Source organism: Cupriavidus basilensis, assembly GCF_008801925.2.
GTDB classification, from domain to species: domain Bacteria; phylum Pseudomonadota; class Gammaproteobacteria; order Burkholderiales; family Burkholderiaceae; genus Cupriavidus; species Cupriavidus basilensis.
This window is the reverse complement of the sequence record NZ_CP062803.1, coordinates 3,060,541-3,080,379: the sequence shown is the minus strand read 5'-3', so window position 1 is coordinate 3,080,379 and position 19,839 is coordinate 3,060,541. Positions and strand designations below refer to the sequence as shown.

The 19,839-nt window shown below is 64.0% G+C and carries 17 protein-coding genes; 8 read left to right on the top strand and 9 right to left on the bottom strand.

Annotated elements, in window-relative coordinates:
* Positions 1-30: 30 nt before the first annotated feature.
* Positions 31-1,665, bottom strand: a complete 1,635-nt coding sequence (locus F7R26_RS14195) for an ABC transporter substrate-binding protein (RefSeq protein ID WP_241754321.1) — start codon at positions 1,663-1,665, stop codon at positions 31-33.
* Between the two features lie 258 nt (positions 1,666-1,923).
* Between F7R26_RS14195 and trmB the strand changes: the two genes are divergently transcribed.
* Positions 1,924-2,598: a tRNA (guanine(46)-N(7))-methyltransferase TrmB gene (gene trmB / locus F7R26_RS14190; protein WP_193692075.1), complete on the top strand. Its 675-nt coding sequence runs from the start codon at positions 1,924-1,926 to the stop codon at positions 2,596-2,598.
* Positions 2,599-2,655: 57 nt separating this feature from the next.
* On the opposite strand, the gene F7R26_RS14185 is transcribed toward trmB, so the two are convergent.
* The 8 genes from F7R26_RS14185 to F7R26_RS14150 all read right to left on the bottom strand — a co-directional run bounded on the left by F7R26_RS14185 (position 2,656) and on the right by F7R26_RS14150 (position 13,062).
* Positions 2,656-3,858 carry a DUF2863 family protein gene (locus F7R26_RS14185; protein WP_150986348.1) on the bottom strand — a complete coding sequence of 401 codons (1,203 nt, stop codon included), beginning with the start codon at positions 3,856-3,858 and terminating at the stop codon, positions 2,656-2,658.
* Between the two features lie 132 nt (positions 3,859-3,990).
* The gene (locus F7R26_RS14180; RefSeq protein WP_170301880.1) at positions 3,991-4,137 is read right to left on the bottom strand and encodes a hypothetical protein; all 147 of its coding nucleotides are present in this window, start codon (positions 4,135-4,137) and stop codon (positions 3,991-3,993) included.
* A gap of 274 nt (positions 4,138-4,411) precedes the next feature.
* Positions 4,412-7,117 carry an aconitate hydratase AcnA gene (gene acnA / locus F7R26_RS14175; RefSeq protein WP_150986347.1) on the bottom strand — a complete coding sequence of 902 codons (2,706 nt, stop codon included), beginning with the start codon at positions 7,115-7,117 and terminating at the stop codon, positions 4,412-4,414.
* A gap of 293 nt (positions 7,118-7,410) precedes the next feature.
* Entirely contained in the window at positions 7,411-8,862 is a 1,452-nt protein-coding gene (locus tag F7R26_RS14170; RefSeq protein WP_150986346.1) for a bifunctional 2-methylcitrate dehydratase/aconitate hydratase, read from the bottom strand.
* Positions 8,863-8,981: 119 nt separating this feature from the next.
* Positions 8,982-9,518, bottom strand: coding sequence for a hypothetical protein (locus F7R26_RS14165; protein WP_150986345.1), 537 nt, complete (start codon positions 9,516-9,518; stop codon positions 8,982-8,984).
* Between the two features lie 196 nt (positions 9,519-9,714).
* Positions 9,715-10,878, bottom strand: coding sequence for a bifunctional 2-methylcitrate synthase/citrate synthase (gene prpC, locus F7R26_RS14160; protein ID WP_193692074.1), 1,164 nt, complete (start codon positions 10,876-10,878; stop codon positions 9,715-9,717).
* Between the two features lie 91 nt (positions 10,879-10,969).
* Positions 10,970-11,950 carry an HpcH/HpaI aldolase/citrate lyase family protein gene (locus F7R26_RS14155; RefSeq protein ID WP_150993522.1) on the bottom strand — a complete coding sequence of 327 codons (981 nt, stop codon included), beginning with the start codon at positions 11,948-11,950 and terminating at the stop codon, positions 10,970-10,972.
* Between the two features lie 128 nt (positions 11,951-12,078).
* Positions 12,079-13,062, bottom strand: a complete 984-nt coding sequence (locus F7R26_RS14150; RefSeq protein WP_150993520.1) for a malate dehydrogenase — start codon at positions 13,060-13,062, stop codon at positions 12,079-12,081.
* Between the two features lie 340 nt (positions 13,063-13,402).
* Here F7R26_RS14150 and F7R26_RS14145 point away from each other — a divergent pair, with 340 nt between their 5' ends.
* The 7 genes from F7R26_RS14145 (at position 13,403) to gltA (ending at position 19,497) form a co-directional block, all read left to right on the top strand.
* Positions 13,403-14,224 carry a GntR family transcriptional regulator gene (locus F7R26_RS14145; RefSeq protein WP_150993518.1) on the top strand — a complete coding sequence of 274 codons (822 nt, stop codon included), beginning with the start codon at positions 13,403-13,405 and terminating at the stop codon, positions 14,222-14,224.
* 260 nt (positions 14,225-14,484) lie between these two features.
* On the top strand, positions 14,485-14,892 hold the full coding sequence (gene sdhC, locus F7R26_RS14140) for a succinate dehydrogenase, cytochrome b556 subunit (RefSeq protein ID WP_150993516.1): 408 nt from the start codon (positions 14,485-14,487) through the stop codon (positions 14,890-14,892).
* Positions 14,893-14,905: 13 nt separating this feature from the next.
* A complete protein-coding gene (sdhD, locus tag F7R26_RS14135; protein ID WP_043348033.1) occupies positions 14,906-15,271 on the top strand; it encodes a succinate dehydrogenase, hydrophobic membrane anchor protein in 366 nt (121 codons plus the stop codon).
* 3 nt (positions 15,272-15,274) lie between these two features.
* Positions 15,275-17,053, top strand: coding sequence for a succinate dehydrogenase flavoprotein subunit (gene sdhA / locus F7R26_RS14130; RefSeq protein WP_150993514.1), 1,779 nt, complete (start codon positions 15,275-15,277; stop codon positions 17,051-17,053).
* Positions 17,054-17,084: 31 nt separating this feature from the next.
* Positions 17,085-17,786: a succinate dehydrogenase iron-sulfur subunit gene (locus F7R26_RS14125; protein ID WP_043348027.1), complete on the top strand. Its 702-nt coding sequence runs from the start codon at positions 17,085-17,087 to the stop codon at positions 17,784-17,786.
* Between the two features lie 81 nt (positions 17,787-17,867).
* The gene (locus tag F7R26_RS14120) at positions 17,868-18,155 is read left to right on the top strand and encodes an FAD assembly factor SdhE (protein ID WP_006161620.1); all 288 of its coding nucleotides are present in this window, start codon (positions 17,868-17,870) and stop codon (positions 18,153-18,155) included.
* 40 nt (positions 18,156-18,195) lie between these two features.
* Complete coding sequence (gene gltA, locus F7R26_RS14115) at positions 18,196-19,497, top strand: citrate synthase (protein ID WP_006161619.1); 1,302 nt, start codon at positions 18,196-18,198, stop codon at positions 19,495-19,497.
* Positions 19,498-19,839: the final 342 nt, after the last annotated feature.

Below are 19,839 nucleotides of genomic sequence, written 5' to 3'. Positions count from 1 at the left end.
TTCAACGCCCGGCGCCGCCTCGCGAGACGCTTACTGCTTGTGGAAGAACTGCGCCAGCGACCATTCGTCGGTGCGTGCTTCGTACTTCAGGTCCTTGCGCATGGCCCACATCGCCAGCTGGCTGTGCGAGGGGATGATGGCGTGGTCGGCCAGGGCGAACCTGGCTGCGGCGCGAGCGTTCTCCTCGCGGGCCTTATCGCTGCTCACCGTGGTCAGCGATTTCTCGATCAGCTGGTCGAGCTGGGTATTGCTGTATTTGCCCCAGTTCCACGTGCCATATCCCGTCTTGGGGTTCGGCGTGCCAGTGATCGATCGCAGCGCCACGTCGGCCGCTGCCGACCCCCAGCCCAGCATCTCGAAGGCAAAGTCGCCCTGGCGCGCGCGCGTGAAGTACGCGGCGACCGGTAGCGTTTCCACCTTGGTCTGGATGCCGATGCGCGTGAGCATGCTGGCGGTGGCCTGGGCCACGGCGGCATCGTTCAGGTAGCGGTTGTTGGTGGCGTGCAGCGTCAGGCCGAAGCCATCCGGATAACCCGCCGCGGCCAGCAGCTTCTTGGCGCCTTCGGGGTCATAGGCATCCGGCTTGGTGCCGGGGTGGCCAAAGATCTGCGGCGAGACGATCGACGAGGCCGGCACGGCCAGGCCTTCCATGATGCGGCTGACGATGGCGTCGCGGTTCAGCGCGTGGCTGATGGCGGCACGCACGCGTGCGTCCTTGAAGGGGTTCTTGCCCAGCGGCTTGCCGGCCTTGTCGGTGACGTAGGGCGGGTTGTCGCGCGACTGGTCCATCTGCCAGAAGATGGTGCGCCACGAGACCTGCTGCTCGATGCGGAACTTGGGGTTCTGCTTGAGCTTGGCCACGTCCGCGGACGGCACGCTTTCGATCACGTCGACGTCGCCGGACAGCAGCGCCGCGCTGCGCGCGCCATTGTCCGTGATGATGCGAAAGATCGCGCGATCCCATTCCGTCTTCGGGCCCCAGTAGTCGGGGTTCTTTGCCATCACGATTTCCTGCCCGCGCGCGAAGCGCACGAACTTGAACGGGCCGGTACCGATCATCGCCTTGCCGGAGTCGAAATCCGCCTGGCTCAGCGTGGCAGCTACCTTCTTCGGCATGATCGGCACGCTGTTCAGGTCGTTGGCCAGGTTGGCGTAGTTCGGCACGCTCATGGTCAGGCGCACGGTCAACGGATCGGGCGTGTCGATGCGCGCGATCGGCTTCGTGTAGCTGGTGAAGGAGCCCGGGCTGTTGGTGAGCTTGTCGGGGCGCTCGAGCGAGGCCTTGACGTCTTCGCTGGTAAACGGCGTGCCGTCATGCCATTTCACGTTGGGGCGCAGCTTGATTTCCCAGGTGATGGCGTTGACCGGTTTCCACGACAGCGCCAGGCCGGGGATGTAGCGGGCGTTCTTGTCGAGGAACACCAGCGACTCGAAGATATGCAGCGCGATGGCGTTGTTGGGGCCGGAGTTGTTCCACTGCGGGTCCATCGAAGTCACGTCGGCGGACAAGCCGATGCGCAGGTCTTCAGCCTGCGCCGCACCGGCGGGCAACAGCATCAGCGCGGCACTGCCGAGCGCGAGCGCGGCACCGGCTTGCAGCAGCGCGCGGCGCGGCATCATGGCGGTGAGGCTGGAAGTGTGGCGTGTGCGGCGTGTGGCGGTCATCGGGATGCGCTCCTCGTACGGGCCGCCGCCAGGATGGGATGGCGGCGGCGGGTTCTCAGATGGGGTGGCGGGACACGCTTGGGCGGCCCGCTTGTCCACCCCGGTTGCCCGCATTGTGCCGTCAAAACGACATCTGCGTGCGACATCGACGTCATATCCTTATGCTCGCAGCACTGGATGGCATTTGTCCATGCCCGTCGCCCGAGCCGCAAGCCCCGGCGAGCCCGCGGCGCTCGGCAGCCGGGTAGAATCCCGCCCATGTTTGCCAACTCCCGCACCATCACCTCGGCCCAGGCCGATGTCCACGACCACCTCGAGGCGCGCCTTGCCCGCCACCTGGCCGAGCCCTTTCGCAAGCCCATCGGCGAGCCAAGCCGGCGCGCGCTGGATCTTGCGTTGCAGCAATGGCAGCAGGCCGGGGCGGCCCCGCTGATCCTGGACGCCGGCTGCGGCGTGGGGGAGAGCACCTTGCGCCTGGCCACGGCGTTCCCCGGGCATTTTGTGATCGGCGTGGACCAGTCGGAAAAGCGGTTGACTGGGGGGAAGGACTGGTGGGATGGCCCGATGCCGGCCAATTTTGCCTGGGCGCGCGCGGACCTGGTCGACGTCTGGCGGATGCTGCAGTCGGACTGCATCGCGGTGGACCGCCACTACGTGCTGTATCCCAACCCCTGGCCCAAGATCGGGCACCTGGGGCGGCGCTGGCAGGGGCATGCGGTGTTCCCGGCGCTGGCTGCGTGCGGCCGGTACCTGGAGTGCCGCAGCAACTGGCAGATCTATATCGACGAGTTTGCCCAGGCCCTGGCGCTGGTCGGCCGGCCTGCGCAGGTCGAACTGTGGCAGCCGGCCGAGGCCATCACACCGTTCGAGCGCAAATACGCGGCCTCCGGCCATGCGCTGTGGCGCTGCATCAGCCCGGCGGCCGCCGGCTGAAGAAAAAACGGCCCGCGCAGGGCGGGCCGTTGGTCAGGCAGGGCGAAGCGACGCAGCTTAGTGGAACAGCGGTTGCTGCGTGGGCGCGTCTTCCGGCAACTCGGCGTGGACGATCTCGCCAGAGCGGTCGGCGTAAAGCGGCGTGCCACAGTCTTCGCAATACTCGGGGTCGAACAGCGCGGCGTGGCGGAAGATGTCTTCCACCCCGGCGTTGCGCAGTTCCTCGCAGATCTGCTCCAGCGGGTTGTCCTTCTCGCTGGCATCGATCTCGCCGGACTCACGGCCGTACACCGGCCAGACGATGCCGTAGATCACATCCTTCTCGCCGCGCATGGTGAAGCCTACGCGGTATTCCTCGACTTCCTCTTCGCCGAATGCCGCCACCACGGCCGCCATCTGGCCGGCCGGCACATCCAGCGTGCCGCACAGGTAGTTGACGGCGGCGCGCACGGTCAGCGGGCGGATGCTCTTGTCGGATTCGCGGCAGGACAGGAAGAAGGCGTCGGGCAGCAGCAGGTCGAACTCGCAGCCAGGCATCAGCAGCGCGATCGAGGGCTGCACCTGGGTGCGCCATTGCTCCAGGCAGACGCTGCGCTCGGCATGGTGTTCCTTGGCGTCTTCCTGCCAGCGGAACAGAGCCTGCTCGTGCGGCGCCACCACCACGGCCAGCAGATAGCGCGGATCGGCCAGGATGGGCGCGGTTTCCGGCAGGTCGCGCAGGTCGACCTTGGGCGTGGTGCCGGCCATGGCAGCCGATACCAGCTTGTAGGTCAGGGCAAAGGTGTCGCTGTGCGTGCGCGGCAACTGGTCGATGCTATACAGGTAGGGCGACAGCGCCATCTTGGTGTTGGCCGCCAGCACATGCGCCTGCATGTGCACAGCCAGCGTCTGCGACAGCTCGGGCTTGAGCGCGCCGGACGGGATGGCGTAGCGGGTGTGGGCCAGGATGGGCGCGGCGATCAGCAGGGCGTCGTAGCTGACGCCGTCGATTTCGACGGTAGCCGATTCGGCCAGGGTCTCGGCTTGCTCGGCAAGCACGTCGGAGGCGTCGGCGTTGTGCTTGAACAGGTGTTCGAGCGCTGCGTCGAGCGCGGATTGGCTGCCGTTCTTCAGGAGCCGGCCAAGGCGTTGCGAAAGACGCCGCTCCCAGTAGCCATCCTCCATGCGGCTGCCCGAGGCATCGAGCGCAAGCGCATCGGCCACCAGACGCTCGGCGTCAGGCGAAAGACGTTGGGAAGCCTTGGGGCGAAAACCTGCCATAAGTCGAAATCATCCGTTTTTCGGTAAAACGGTATTCTACTCGCTGCGTTGACAAAAAAAGCCGCCAGGGGGCCGGGCGGCTGTATTGCGTTGCGTCAGGCAGCGCCGCGCAGTGGCGGAACCGACCGGGTTTTACTTCTGCGCGGGCGCTTGCGCAGCCTCCGGCGCGTGGGTTTCCACGCCGTGCTGCTCGCCGCCCATCGAGATGTCGCCGCCTTTTGACAGCATATACAGTGCGGCGCCGGCAATGACGACGAATGCGATGAAAATCTTTGCCATGATGTCTCCTGTGCGTTTCAGGCGGGGTTGGCCGGCATGGCTGTCCCGCGCAAGGCGTTTTTCTTTGTGGATGACGGGCAGTTTGGCAGGGCAGCCTTGCGTGGAACTTACACCGGCCAACACTTGGGGCAAGCCCGGTGCAAGCGACGGCTGATGCGCTTTGGGGCCAGCGCGAATGGCGCCCCAAAGAAAAACGCCGCTGGCCATGGCCTCCGAAAGAGGCGCAGAGCCAGCGGCGTCACCCCTTGGCCCCGAAGGGCCAGGAGCACTCCGGTCAGGCAGCCAGCAACTGACGCAGCACGAACGGCAGGATGCCGCCGTGGTTGTAGTAGTCGACCTCGATCGGGGTGTCGATGCGCAGCAGCACCGGCACGCGCTGCACGTCGCCATTGGCGCGCTTGATTACCAGCGTCACGTCCTGCTGCGGCTTCAGGTCGCCTTCGATGCCTTCGATATCGAAGGTCTCGTTGCCGATGATGCCCAGCGTCTGCACGCTGTCGCTGCCCTTGAACTGCAGGGGCAGCACGCCCATGCCGACCAGGTTGGAGCGGTGGATGCGCTCGAAGCTGCGCGTGATCACGGCCTTCACGCCGAGCAGTTGGGTGCCCTTGGCCGCCCAGTCGCGCGACGAGCCCGTGCCGTACTCTTCGCCGCCGAACACCACGGTGGGCGTGCCTTCGGCGATGTACTTCATGGCGGCGTCGTAGATCGACATTTCTTCGCCGGAAGGCTGGTGCAGCGTGACGCCGCCTTCCACGCGCGAGCCGTCTGCCTTGACCGGCAGCATCAGGTTCTTGATGCGCACGTTGGCAAAGGTGCCGCGCATCATGACTTCATGGTTGCCGCGGCGCGAGCCGTAGCTGTTGAAGTCCGCCTTGAGCACGCCGTTGGCCAGCAGGTACTTGCCCGCGGGCGACGATTCCTTGATGGAGCCAGCCGGCGAGATGTGGTCGGTGGTCACGGAGTCGCCGAAGACGCCCAGCGCGCGCGCATTGCGCACGCTCGACTGCGTGGCGGCCGGCTCCATGCCGAAGCTTTCGAAGAAGGGCGGCTCGGCGATATAGGTGGACTTCGGCCAGTCGTAGACCTGGCCCTTGGTGCCCTTGACCTTGGCCCACAGCTTGCTCGGCTTCTTGACCTGCTCGTAGTTGACCTTGAACACCTTCGAGTCCATCGCGTACTTCATCAGCGCGTGGATTTCTTCCGAGGTCGGCCAGATGTCGCCCAGGTAGATCTCGCGGCCGCGCTTGCCCGTGCCCACCGGCTCGGTCATCAGGTCGCGCGTGACGTTGCCGGCGATGGCGTAGGCCACCACCAGCGGCGGCGAGGCCAGGAAGTTGGCGCGGATGTTCGGGTGGATGCGTGCTTCGAAGTTGCGGTTGCCCGACAGCACGGCGGCGGCCACCAGGTCGTTCTTGGTGATGGCCTCGTTCAGTTCCGGCGTCAGGTCGCCGGCGTTGCCGATGCAGGTGGTGCAGCCGTAGGCGGTCACGCCGAAGCCCAGCTTTTCCAGGTACGGCAGCAGGCCGGCGGCTTGCAGGTATTCCGTTACCACGCGGCTGCCAGGGGCCAGCGACGTCTTGATGTGCGGCGCCACCTTGAGGCCGGCTTCCACCGCCTTCTTGGCCAGCAGGCCGGCGGCTAGCAGCACGCTCGGGTTGGAGGTGTTGGTGCAGGACGTGATGGCGGCGATCAGCACGTCGCCGCTCTTCACGTTCACGCCGTCGGCCGTGGTGTAGGTCTTGTCGAGTTCCGCGATGTCCTTGTTGAAGCCGTTCTCGGCGGTCGGCTTGGCGAACAGCGAGGCAAAGGTGGACTTGACATTGCCGATTTCGATACGGTCCTGCGGGCGCTTGGGGCCGGCCAGCGAGGGGGCCACGGTGCCCAGGTCCAGCGTGACCACATTGGTGTAGTCGATTTCGCCGGCCTTGGGCACGCCGAACATCTTCTGGGCACGGAAGTAGCCCTCGAAGGCGGCAATTTCTTCTTCGGTGCGACCGGTCCCCTTGAAGTAGTCGATGGTTTTCTCGTCGACCGGGAAGAAGCCCATGGTGGCGCCATACTCCGGTGCCATGTTGCCGATGGTGGCGCGGTCCGGCAGTGCCAGGCTGGCCGTGCCTTCGCCGAAGAACTCGACGAACTTGCCGACGACCTTCTCGCGGCGCAGCATTTCGGTGATGGTGAGCACCAGGTCGGTTGCCGTCACGCCTTCGCGCAGGCGGCCCTTCAGTTCCACGCCGACCACGTCGGGCGTCAGGAAATAGACCGGCTGGCCCAGCATGCCGGCTTCCGCCTCGATGCCGCCCACGCCCCAGCCCACCACGCCGATGCCGTTGATCATGGTGGTGTGGCTGTCGGTGCCGACCAGGGTGTCGGGGTAGTACACGCCGTCCTTCTTGTGCACGCCGCGGGCCAGGTACTCCAGGTTCACCTGGTGCACAATGCCGAAGCCCGGCTGCACCACGCCAAAGGTATCGAAGGCCTGCATGCCCCATTTCATGAACTGGTAGCGCTCGTTGTTGCGCTGGAACTCCAGTTTCATGTTCAGGTCCAGCGCGTTCTTCTCGCGGAAGTGGTCAATCTGCACCGAGTGGTCGACCACCAGGTCCACGGGAACCAGCGGCTCGATCTTCTTGGGGTTCTTGCCCATTTTCTCGGCCACGTTGCGCATGGCGGCCAGGTCGGCCAGCAAGGGCACGCCGGTGAAATCCTGCAGCACCACGCGCGCAACCACGAAGGGGATCTCGTCGACACGCTCGGCGACGGGCTTCCAGTGGGCGAGCTGCCTGACGTGCTCCTCGGTGACTTTTTTGCCGTCGCAATTGCGCAGCACCGATTCCAGCACGATGCGAATCGATACCGGCAGGCGCTCGACCGCCACGCCTAGTGCCTTGCCCAGTTGCGGCAGGGAGTAGAACTGGCCCTTGCTCGACGGGCCGGTCTTGAATTCTTTTAGCGTCTTATTGAGATTGTGGGGCATTGCCTTACTCCAATCGAAGGATGGTGCGGACTTGCTTGGACTCGTAAATCGTCTATTGCCGCCGGCTGCCGGAGAAGCAGGGTTGCCGCGCGGTGCGCGGCGCGGGTTGCGCGCCGTGTTCATGCCTACTGCTTTCCTCGCTGATTGATCTTGCAGGACTGCTTTGCTGCCGAATCGCTAAACCAAGGTACTTGCCGCGTGGATTTTAGGCCAAGGCGTCAGCCGGCGTCAGCCCCCATTGGCTTTGGCGCGCGCGAATCGGCCCTGTTTTTTTCTCAGGCAGCCCAGTTCACTCAGATCACGTACAGGTCGACATACTCATTGACCGGCATGGCCTCCAGGCGCGCCTGGTCCAGCGACACCGCCAGGATCGCTTGCTGCTGCCTGGCCGGAAAGCGGCGGGCCAGGTTGGTCTTGAACTTCTCCACCAGCAGTGGGATGCCCTCGTCGCGCCGGCGCTTGTGGCCGAGCGGGTAGTCCACCACGACTTCGGGCAGCACCGTGCCGTCGTCCAGCGTCACGGTCAGCGCATTGGCGATGGAGCGCTTCTCCGGGTCGTGGTAGTCGGCGGTGAACTGCGGATCCTCCACGCACACGATCTTGTCGCGCAGGGCGTCGATGCGCGGGTCCGCCGCCATCTTGTCTTCATAGTCCTCGGCAGTCAGCTGGCCGAACAGCAGCGGCACCGCCACCATGTACTGGATGCAGTGGTCGCGGTCGGCGGGGTTGGCCAGCGGGCCTTTCTTGTCGATGATGCGGATGCAGGCCTCGTGGGTGCGGATGGTGACCTGGCTGATCTGCGCTGCCGTCTTGCCCGCGGCGGACAGCTGGCCGTGCAGGGCCATGGCGGCCTCTACCGCGGTTTGCGCGTGGAATTCTGCCGGGAAGGCGATCTTGAACAGCACGTTCTCCATCACGTAGGTGCCATACGGGCGCTGGAACCTGAAGGGCTGGCCCTTGAACAGTACGTCGTAGAAGCCCCAGCCCTTGGCGCTCAGCACCGAGGGATAGCCCATCTCGCCGGTCCGGGCGATCAGCGCCAGGCGCACCGCGCGGCTGGTGGCATCGCCGGCGGCCCAGCTCTTGCGGCTGCCGGTATTGGGGGCGTGGCGGTAGGTGCGCAGCGCTTGCCCGTCGACCCAGGCAAGGGACACCGCGTTGAGGATTTCGTCACGGGCGAGGCCGAGCATCTGCGCAACCACGGCGGCGGAAGCCACCTTGACCAGCACCACGTGGTCCAGGCCCACCTTGTTGAATGCGTTTTCCAGCGCGATGCAACCCTGGATCTCATGGGCCTTGATCATGCCGGTGAGCACGTCCTTCATGGTCAACGGCTTGCGCCCGGCGGCCACGTTGTTGCGCGAGAGCCAGTCAGCGGTGGCAAGGATGCCGCCGAGGTTGTCGGACGGGTGGCCCCATTCGGCGGCCAGCCAGGTGTCGTTGAAATCGAGCCAGCGGATCATGGCGCCGATATTGAAGGCGGCCTGGACCGGGTCGAGCTGGAATTGGGTGCCGGGCACCTTGGCGCCGTTGGGGACTACCGTGCCGGGCACGATCGGGCCCAGCAGCTTGGTGCAGGCCGGATACGACAGGGCTTCCAGGCCGCAGCCGAGCGTGTCGATCAGGCAGTTGCGGGCCGTGTCGTAGGCCAGCGCGCTCTTGACCTGATACCTGGTGACGTAGTCGACGATGTCGGCCAGGACCGGGTCCGGTTCGGGGCGGACGTTCGAAATAGGCGCGGACATGGGGTTCCCTCGGATATTTGTGCTTCCTGGTGCCCATGGGGCCGTAGCCGGGCGATGCCAGGCTACGGCCCCTTACTACTGATTACCGCTTACTGCTCTTACTGCTTATAGGTTGGTGCTTACTGCTTGGGGGCGGCCGGTGCCTGCGCGGCATCGGCTGCCGGTGCCGACGGGGCGACCAGCAACGGGGTGGCTACCGGAGCGCGCAGCGCGCCTGCCTGGGTCGGGGCCGAGCCGCCAGCCTGCATGTCCGCGGTCTGGCACTCGTCGGCCAGGCGCTGGCCGGCGTTCTTGTTGAACAGCATGGCCTTGCTCGGGATCACGACCAGGTCCAGGCCGGAGCGGGCGTCGAAGTAGCGGTCGGCGCCGGTTACGGTGGACAGGCGGGGCAGGCGGTATTCCTTGCCCTCCCAGTTCACGGTGATGACTTCATCGCGCTGCATGTTGCCGCCGATGTACAGGACATGGCCCAGTTCGCACTGCCATTTTTCACCGCTCGGGACGACTGCGGGTGCTGCGGCCGCGGTCTTCTTGGAGCTTTTCGCAGGGGCCTTCTTGGCGGGAGCGGCCTTCTTGACCGGTTCCTGGGCCATCGCAACGCCAGCGGTGGTCAGCGTAAAGGCGCCGATGCAGGCGGCGAGGACAAGATGCTTCATTCTGTGGGTTCCTTCTGGAGTTGGGTCAATGGCGGTGGCTTGCCGGCAAGGCCGGCAGCCATATCCGCCGCTATTCTCTACGATTTGAAAGTCGGGGCGTAGTGCCCCTACCATCCGTTACATAATTCGCGGCAGCCCCAGGCCGGGCAAGGGGGCGCCTTCGCTACATGGCAAGGTGGTTTGCGGCCTGCGCGGCTTATTTCCGTTTTCCGATCGGCACGAACTTCAGGTTTTCCGGCCCGGTGTAGTTGGCGCTGGGGCGGATGATCTTGTTGTCGATGCGTTGCTCGATGATATGCGCAGCCCAGCCCGAGGTGCGGGCGATCACGAACAGCGGGGTGAACATGGCGGTGGGCACGCCCATCATGTGATAGCTCACCGCGCTGAACCAGTCCAGGTTGGGGAACATCTTCTTGGCGTCCCACATGGTGGTTTCCAGGCGCTCGGCGATGTCGAACATCTTCATCGAGCCGGCATCCTTGGACAGGCGCCGCGCCACTTCCTTGATCACCTGGTTGCGCGGGTCGCCGGTGGTGTACACCGGGTGGCCGAAGCCGATCACCACTTCCTTGTTCTCCACGCGGCGCGAGATGTCGATATGCGCCTCGTCCGGGCTGTCGTAGCGCTTCTGGATCTCGAACGCCACTTCATTGGCGCCGCCGTGCTTGGGGCCGCGCAGCGCGCCGATGGCGCCGCAGATCGACGAGTACATGTCCGAGCCCGTGCCGGCGATCACTCGGCCGGCGAAGGTGGAGGCGTTGAACTCGTGCTCGGCGTACAGGTTGAGCGAGGTCTGCATGGCGCGCTCCCACAGCGCGGACGGCTTCTGGCCGTGCAGCAGGTGCAGGAAGTGCGCGCCGATGGTGTCGTCGTCGGTTTCGACTTCGATGCGCCGGCCGTTATGGCTGTAGTGGTACCAGTACAGCAGCATGGAGCCCAGGCTGGCCATCAGGCGGTCGGCGATGTCGCGCGCGCCGGGGGTGTTGTGGTCGTCCTTTTCCGGCAGCACGGTGCCAAGCACGGACACGCCGGTGCGCATCACGTCCATCGGGTGGGCGCTGGCGGGCACCCATTCGAGGGCGGCCTTGACGTTGGCGGGCAGGCCGCGCAGGGCCTTGAGCTTGGCCTTGTAGGCAGCCAGTTCGGCGCGGGTGGGGAGCTTGCCGTGCACCAGCAGGTGGGCGACTTCCTCGAATTCGCAGGTCTCGGCGATGTCGAGGATGTCGTAGCCGCGGTAGTGCAGGTCGTTGCCGGTACGGCCGACCGTGCACAGCGCGGTATTGCCGGCGGTCACGCCCGACAGGGCGACGGATTTCTTCGGCTTCGGGGCGTTCTGCGGGACTGGCTGCTGCTCTGACATCGCGTCTCCTGTCTGGTCTCTTGCCCGAGCCAAGCGCGGGGTCGATCCTGTGGCACACCGTGGTCATCGCCTGGCGCGTGCCAGGCAACGTTCATGCAAAAAAGCGTTCGAGCACCGTGCCGGGCAGATCAGCACCGGTGGCGTGCGCCCGCTGCAGAAGGGACCAGAAATAGCGGTAGCTGGCGCGGTCGTGCAACTGGCCCTGGTGGCGGATCGGCGCCCAGTTGTTCTCGTAGGCGGCCAGCAGGATCTCGCTGGACGCGCCAATCTCCGTGCCGCTGGGGCGGAAGGCCGACACGATCGGCTGGATCTGGCTCGGGTGGATGCTCCACTTGCGCAGGTAGCCGAATTCGGCCCGGGCGCGCAGGGCATCGTCCCCGGCGCGGGATGGCTGCTCGATATCGGTGCTGACGTTATGCGAGGGCACCTTGCCGTACCGATGGCAGGCGGCCGAGATCTCCAGCATGGCGCGCCGGATCAGCGGGTGCTCGAACTGCTGCGGCGAGCGCATGGCGTCGCCCGGGATGGCACCGTGGTGGGCGGAAACAAAATCCATCAGCCCGAAGCTGAGGCATTCCACCTGCACCAGGCGGGCGATGTCGAATACCTGGTCCAATGCGGCATGCGTCTCTATCAGCACATGAATGGGGATGTGCCGTGCGATGCCGGCGGCGCGGGCCGCCTGGTTCACGTGGTCGGTGACGCGCGCCACCTCGACCACATCGGTCACCTTGGGCACCACCACATAGGCCAGCCGGGCGCCGGCGCTGCCTACCAGGATGTCGATGTCCTGGCGCCACCAGGGGTGCGCCGGGTCATGGATGCGCACGCCCACGCGGTTGAAGTGGTTTTGCGGGCTGTTGATGAGGCGTGCGCACAACTCGGCGTGCTCGCGCTCCAGCCCGACGGCGGCGCCGTCTTCGCAGTCGAAGGTGATATCGAAGACGGGCCCAAGCTCTTGCTGCAGGGCAAGCGACTTCAGCATCAGCTTTTCGTTGCCGGCATAGTGGTCGCAGACCGGCAGTTGCGTCGGAATGGCTTCGCCCTGGAACAAGACCTCGGAAGGATGCACTTTATTCAATCGAATAGCGGTTGAGGGAGGCAGGGGCGGGGCGCCGGAATGAAAAAACCGGAGCCCGCGCCGATTCGTGAATCGATGCGAAGCTCCGGTCTGGTCATTGGCGCTGCCTGGATCCTGGATCAGCCGAGCAGGTGCTGCACGCCGGCACGCTCTTCTTCCAGTTCCTTGAGCGTGATATTGATCTTTTCCTGGCTGTAGGCGTCGACTTCGAGGCCCTTGACCATTTCGTACTTGCCGTTGGCGGTGGTCACCGGGAAGCCGAACATGGTGTCTTCGGGGATGCCGTACGAACCGTCCGACGGGATGCCCATGGTGACCCACTTGCCGTTCGAGCCCAGGACCCAGTCATGCACGTGGTCGATGGCAGCGTTGGCGGCCGAAGCTGCCGACGACAGGCCACGGGCCTCGATGATGGCGGCGCCGCGCTTGCCAACGGTCGGCAGGAACACGTCGTTGTTCCAGGCGTGGTCGTTGATCAGGTCCTTGACGCTCTGGCCGTCGACGGTCGCGTAGCGGTAGTCGGCGTACATGGTCGGGCTGTGGTTGCCCCAGACGAACATCTTCTCGATCGACGCAACCGGCTTGCCGGTCTTGGCGGCGATTTGCGACAGGGCACGATTGTGATCCAGGCGCAGCATGGCGGTGAAGTTCTCCTTGGGCAGGCTCGGAGCCGACTTCATCGCGATGTAGGCATTGGTGTTGGCCGGGTTGCCGACCACCAGCACCTTGATGTCGCGGGCGGCGACTTCGTCCAGCGCCTTGCCTTGCACCGTGAAGATCTGTGCGTTGGCTTCGAGCAGGTCCTTGCGCTCCATGCCCTTGCTACGCGGACGGGCACCGACCAGCAGCGCGACGTTGGCGTCCTTGAACGCGACCTTGGGGTCGTCGGTGATCACCACGCCGGCCAGCAGCGGGAATGCGCAATCTTCCAGTTCCATCACCACGCCCTTGACGGCGGCCTGGGCTTGCGGGAGGTCGAGCAATTGGAGGATGACCGGCTGGTCTTTGCCAAGCATGTCGCCATTGGCGATGCGGAACAGCAGGGAGTAGCCGATCTGGCCAGCGGCGCCGGTGACTGCGACGCGCATTGGGGCTTTAGCCATGAGTAATTCTCCAAACAAGAAGAGGGGGAAACTGGTCGGTGCCTGGCCGGAGGGTAGTCCGGACGTCACCGGTTGCGGGTTTGTCGCCACGGCGGCAAGCGGCAATCCGCCGGCGCGCTGCTAGCGATACCGACTGGAGGGAGCCACAACGGGTCATGGGGTGCGACAAAGCGTAAGTCTACTGCGAAGAGGGGTGCCGTATCCAGAGCGGGTGTCGGCGTGAAACCTGCGGGAGTGTAGGCCTGCCCATTTGTGTTGTCAATTCATATGTCTTATATAAGACATAAGACATTTAATGGCGGGCTGGACGCGCTTCCTCGTTTTGTGGTGAAATTCGCCTATGTCATCCCTGCCCCCGTCCCTCGCCGGCACTGCCGTTGCTGCAGTGCAGGATAACGGCGCCGCTACGTCCGGCGCCGGGACGCAGCCGTCCGCTGCGGCGGCCTCGCCAACATTCAGCCCACTCTACCAGCAGATCAAGGCGCTCATCACGCAGAGCCTGCAGTCCGGCGAATGGAAGCCCGGCGACATGATCCCCAGCGAAATGGACCTGGCGGCCCGCTACAAGGTCAGCCAGGGCACGGTACGCAAGGCCATCGACGAACTCGCAGCCGAGAACCTGGTGGCGCGCCGCCAGGGAAAGGGCACCTTTGTCACGACGCACCACGAGGATGGCGTGAAGTTCCGCTTCCTGCGCCTGGTGCCCGACGAGGGCGAGCCCCATTATGGGGCCAGCCAGGTGCTGGAATGCAAGCGCCTGCGCGCGCCGGCCGAAATCGCACGCCTTCTTGACATCCGCACCGGCGATGGCGTGGTGCAGATCCGCCGCGTGCTGTTTTTCTCCGGCGAGCCGACCGTGCTGGACGAAATCTGGCTGCTGGGCACCAACTTCAAGGGCCTGACAGCCGAGAAGCTGACCGAATGGAAGGGCCCGATGTATGCGCTGTTCGAGGCCGAGTTCGGCACGCGCATGATCCGGGCGAGCGAAAAAATCCGCGCGGTGGCCGCTGACGAGGCCACCGCGTCGCTGCTGTCCGTGGACGCTGGCACGCCGCTTTTGTCTGTCGAGCGCGTCTCGTTTACCTATGGCGACCGGCCCGTCGAAGTCCGTCGCGGCCTGTATGTAACCACCCGGCACTATTATCAGAACGATTTGAGCTGATACACCGGAATGCAATCCATGTCGATTATTGCTGTTGCAGCTACGGCAGCCGCCGCTGTTGCGCAAAGCAGGGATGATTACCTCGCGGCATGGTTGCGTGCGATTGTCGGGCACGCCATGTTGGTGCGCGATAGCTGAAAATTATTGGTGCGCCGCGCAACAAAGGCGCTAAAATTATCGGGATTTGCTCCGGCTGCATCCATTTGCATCCAGGGCGCTCAGAAGTTTCGTTTTTTGTTTACCGCAAATGGGGTCTAGCAATGGCTGAAGCCAAACAAGCCAGGCCGGAGTTCAGGAACATCCATGTGACGCAGCTGGCGCGTTACAGGTTGCCCTGGGCCGGCAAGGTGTCCATCCTGCATCGCGCAAGCGGCGCTCTGATGTTCCTCCTCCTTCCTTTCGTCCTGTATCTCTTCGAACAGAGCGTCACTTCCGAACTGAGCTTCGCAAAGTTCTCGGCGCTTCTGTCCGGCGGCTTCGTCAAGCTGGTTCTGCTGGCTCTGATCTGGGGTTACCTGCACCACTTCTGCGCCGGCATCCGTTTCCTGCTGCTCGACGTGCACGTTGGCGTGACCAAGCCCGCTTCGGCGAAGTCCGCTGTTGCCGTGCTGATCATCAGCCTGTTGCTCACCGCTGTGTTCGGCCTGAAGCTGTTCGGCCTGTTCTGAGGAGAGAGTCAACGTGGCAAATAATAATATCGGTCCCAAGCGTCTGGTCGTCGGTGCGCACTACGGTCTCAAAGACTGGCTTGCGCAGCGCGTCACCGCTGTCATCATGGTGGTCTTCACCATCGTGCTGGCAGTCGCCTTCCTGCTCTCGAACGGCGCTTCCTACGAAGCGTGGGCGGGTCTCTTCTCCAACCAGTGGATGAAGATCATCACGTTCCTCACCATCCTGTCGCTGCTGTATCACGCCTGGATTGGCGTGCGCGACATCTGGATGGACTATGTGAAGCCGATGGCCGTGCGCCTCGTGCTGCAAGTTCTTACGATTCTGTGGCTCGTCGGTTGTGCGGGCTACGCAGCTCAGATTCTCTGGAGGGTGTAATAAATGGTCGCAGTCAAGACAGGATTGCCGCGTCGTCGCTTTGACGTGGTCATCGTCGGGGCGGGCGGCGCTGGGATGCGCGCATCCCTCCAGCTCGCGGAAGCCGGCCTGAATGTCGCCGTGCTCTCCAAGGTTTTCCCGACGCGCTCGCACACCGTGGCGGCGCAGGGTGGCATTGGCGCTTCGCTCGGCAACATGAGCGAGGACAACTGGCACTATCACTTCTACGACACCATCAAGGGTTCCGATTGGCTGGGCGACCAGGACGCAATCGAATTCATGTGCCGTGAAGCCCCCAAGGTCGTCTACGAGCTCGAGCACTTCGGCATGCCGTTCGACCGTAACGCCGACGGCACCATCTACCAGCGTCCGTTCGGCGGCCATACGTCGAACTACGGCGAGAAGCCGGTCCAGCGCGCTTGCGCGGCTGCCGACCGTACCGGCCACGCACTGCTGCACACGCTGTACCAGCGCAATGTGCGCGCCAAGACCCACTTCTTCGTCGAGTGGATGGCGCTGGACCTGATCCGCGACGCCGACGGCGACGTGCTGGGCGTGACCGCGCTGGAAATGGAAACCGGCGAGGTCTACATCCTCGAGGCCAAGACCACGCTGTTCGCCACCGGTGGCGCCGGCCGTATCTATGCCGCTTCGACCAATGCCTTCATCAACACCGGTGACGGCCTGGGCATGGCAGCGCGCGCAGGCGTGCCGCTGGAAGACATGGAGTTCTGGCAGTTCCACCCGACCGGCGTGGCCGGCGCGGGCGTGCTGATCACCGAAGGCGTGCGCGGGGAAGGCGGTATCCTGCGTAACAAGGACGGCGAACGCTTCATGGAGCGCTATGCGCCGACGCTGAAGGATCTGGCGCCGCGCGACTTCGTCTCGCGCTCGATGGACCAGGAAATCAAGGAAGGCCGCGGTTGTGGCCCGAACGGCGACTACGTGCTGCTGGACCTGACGCACGTCGGGGCCGACACCATCATGAAGCGCCTGCCGTCGATCCGCGAGATCGGTGTCAAGTTCGCCAACGTCGACGCGATCAAGGAACCGATCCCGGTGGTGCCGACCATCCATTACCAGATGGGCGGTATCCCGACCAATATCAATGGCCAGGTGGTGGCGCCGAAGAACGGCAACCCCAACGAAGTCATCAACGGTTTCTACGCGATCGGCGAATGCTCCTGCGTGTCGGTGCACGGCGCCAACCGCCTGGGCACCAACTCGCTGCTGGACCTGGTGGTGTTCGGCCGCGCGGCCGGCAACCACATCGTCGCGACCTCGATCAAGCAGAAAGAGCACAAGCCGCTGCCGGCCGACGCTGCCGACCGCGCCATGTCGCGCCTGGCCAAGCTGCAATCGTCGTCGTCGGGTGAATACACCCAGGACGTGGCCAACGACATCCGCAAGAACATGCAGTCGCATGCGGGCGTGTTCCGTACGCAGAAGCTGATGGACGAAGGCGTCGAGCGCATCCTGGAAGTGGCGGAACGTGCTGACAACATCCATCTGAAGGACAAGTCCAAGGTCTTCAACACCGCGCTGGTGGAAGCCCTGGAAGTGGCCAACCTGGTGGAAGTGGCCAAGGCCACCATGATTTCGGCAGCTGCCCGCAAGGAATCCCGCGGTGCGCACGCGCACAGCGACTTCCCGAATCGCGACGACGAGAGCTGGCTCAAGCACACGCTGTTCTACAGCGAAGGCAACCGCCTCGACTACAAGCCGGTGAAGATGAACCCGCTGACGGTGGAAAGCGTTCCTCCCAAGGCCCGGACCTTCTAAGCACCGCGTAGGACCCACAGGACCCACAGAAATGAAGCGTATTTTCGAAGTCTACCGCTACGACCCGGACAAGGATGCGGCCCCCCGCATGCAAACGTACGAGGTCGAGCTCGACGGTCATGAGCGCATGTTGCTGGACGCGCTGGTCAAGCTGAAGAAGCTGGACGAAACCATCTCGTTCCGCCGCTCGTGCCGCGAAGGCGTGTGCGGTTCGGACGCGATGAACATCAACGGCAAGAACGGTCTGGCCTGCCTGACCAACATGCTTGAGCTGCCGGAACGCATCGTCTTGCGTCCGCTGCCCGGCCTGCCGGTGGTGCGCGACCTGATCGTCGACATGACGCAGTTCTTCAAGCAGTACAACTCGATCAAGCCGTACCTCATCAACGACGAGCCGCCGCCCGAGAAAGAGCGCCTGCAGTCGCCCGAGGAACGCGACGAGCTGGACGGCCTGTATGAGTGCATCTTGTGCGCAAGCTGCTCGACGTCGTGCCCGTCGTTCTGGTGGAACCCGGATAAGTTCGTCGGCCCGGCCGGCCTGCTGCAAGCCTATCGCTTCATCGCGGACAGCCGCGACCAGGCGACCAGCCAGCGCCTGGACGACCTGAACGACCCGTACCGCTTGTTCCGTTGCCACAGCATCATGAACTGCGTCGACGTTTGCCCGAAGGGGTTGAACCCGACCAAGGCCATCGGCAAGATCAAAGAGCTGATGGTTCGCCGCTCGGTCTGATCCTGCGCGGTTGTTGTAAGCGGCGCGTCAGTCCGGGCTATCAAACTGCATACCCGACCGGCGCGCCGGAAGTAGGTACCTATGACCGAAAGTGTTTCCCCCAGTTTCTCCCACCAGGCCGACCCGCACCGGCGTGCACGACTGCGCTGGCGCGCGCGGCGCGGCCTCCTGGAGAACGACATCATCGTCGAACGTTTTTTCAACCGTTACGAAGAAAGCCTCTCCGACCAGGACGTGGCCTCGCTCTCCGAACTCTTCGAGCTGAGCGACAACGAGTTGATGGACCTGCTTCTTGCACGCAAGGAGCTGGACGGTGAGCTCGACACGCCCCCGATGCAGCACGTGATTGCCCTGCTGCGTTCGGTCTGAGTTTCGTCAACATTATTAGTCAGCATTAGAAGGAACCGACATGACGCCGTCCGATGTGAAAGCCACGCTATCGTTTTCCGATGGTTCCCCCAGCGTTGAGCTGCCGATTTATACGGGTACCGTTGGCCCCGACGTAATCGATATTCGCAAGCTGTACGGACAAACCGGCAAGTTCACCTATGACCCCGGTTTCATGTCGACGGCTTCGTGCAATTCGAAGATCACCTACATCGACGGGGACAAGGGTGAGCTGCTGTACCGCGGCTACCCGATCGAGCAACTGGCCACCAAGTGCGACCACCTGGAAACCTGTTACCTGCTGCTCAAGGGCGAACTGCCCAACGCCAAGCAGAAGGAAGAATTCGTGGGCGCCGTGATGAACCACACCATGGTTCACGAGCAGATGCAGTTCTTCCTGCGCGGCTTCCGCCGCGATGCCCACCCGATGGCCGTCCTGACGGGCCTGGTGGGCGCCATGAGCGCGTTCTACCACGACGCCATGGACATCGATGATCCGCACCAGCGCGAAATCTCCGCGATCCGCCTGATCGCCAAGATGCCGACCCTGGTCGCCATGGCCTACAAGTACAACATCGGCCAGCCGTACATCTATCCGCAGAACGACCTGTCCTACTCGGGCAACTTCATGCAGATGATGTTCTCCACGCCGTGCGCCCCGTACAAGGTGAACCCGGTGCTCGAGCGCGCGCTCGACCGCATCTTCATCCTGCACGCAGACCACGAGCAGAACGCCTCCACCTCCACGGTGCGCCTGGCTGGCTCCTCGGGTACCAACCCGTTCGCCGCCATCGCTGCCGGCGTGGCTTGCCTGTGGGGCCCTGCCCACGGTGGCGCCAACGAAGCCGCCCTCAAGATGCTTGAGGAAATCGGCAGCGTCGACAACATCACCGAGTTCATCAAGCAGGTCAAGGACAAGAACTCGGGCGTGCGCCTGATGGGCTTTGGCCACCGCGTGTACAAGAACTACGATCCGCGTGCCAAGCTGATGCGCGAAACCTGCTATGAAGTGCTGAACGAACTGGGCCTGCACAACGACCCGCTGTTCAAGCTCGCCATGGAACTGGAAAAGATCGCGCTGGAAGACGAGTACTTCGTCAGCCGCAAGCTGTACCCGAACGTCGACTTCTACTCGGGCATCGTGCAACGCGCACTCGGCATCCCGACGTCGCTGTTCACCTGCATCTTCGCCCTGGCACGCACCCCGGGCTGGATCTCGCAGTGGGAAGAAATGATCACCGATCCGGAATACAAGATCGGCCGTCCGCGCCAGCTGTTCAACGGCGCGGCAAGCCGCAACGTGCCGGATATGGGCACGCGTTAATGCCCCGGTAAGGTGGCGCCGGCAGTCACGGCGCCGCATGCAGCATGAAACGCCCCGGCCTTGGCCGGGGCGTTTTGCTGTTGTGCGCGCGCACAGGCACAGATCCGGTCCTTCAGCCAAGACGCGAAACGACTCGCCGGGGCGGCGCAGCAATACCAAACGCTCCGGTCTCGACAAGGCCTTGTCCTCCAAGCCCGGCAGCACTTGTGCGGCGCAAAAGATTTATTGCGTGAAACGTGGCGATAACGCCAATTTCCGACGCTTTGTGCTGTGTTACTACCATTAAGATCCTCATTTGTTGTGCAAATGTGCCATCCGGCGCGGAATTTGACCCTATAATGC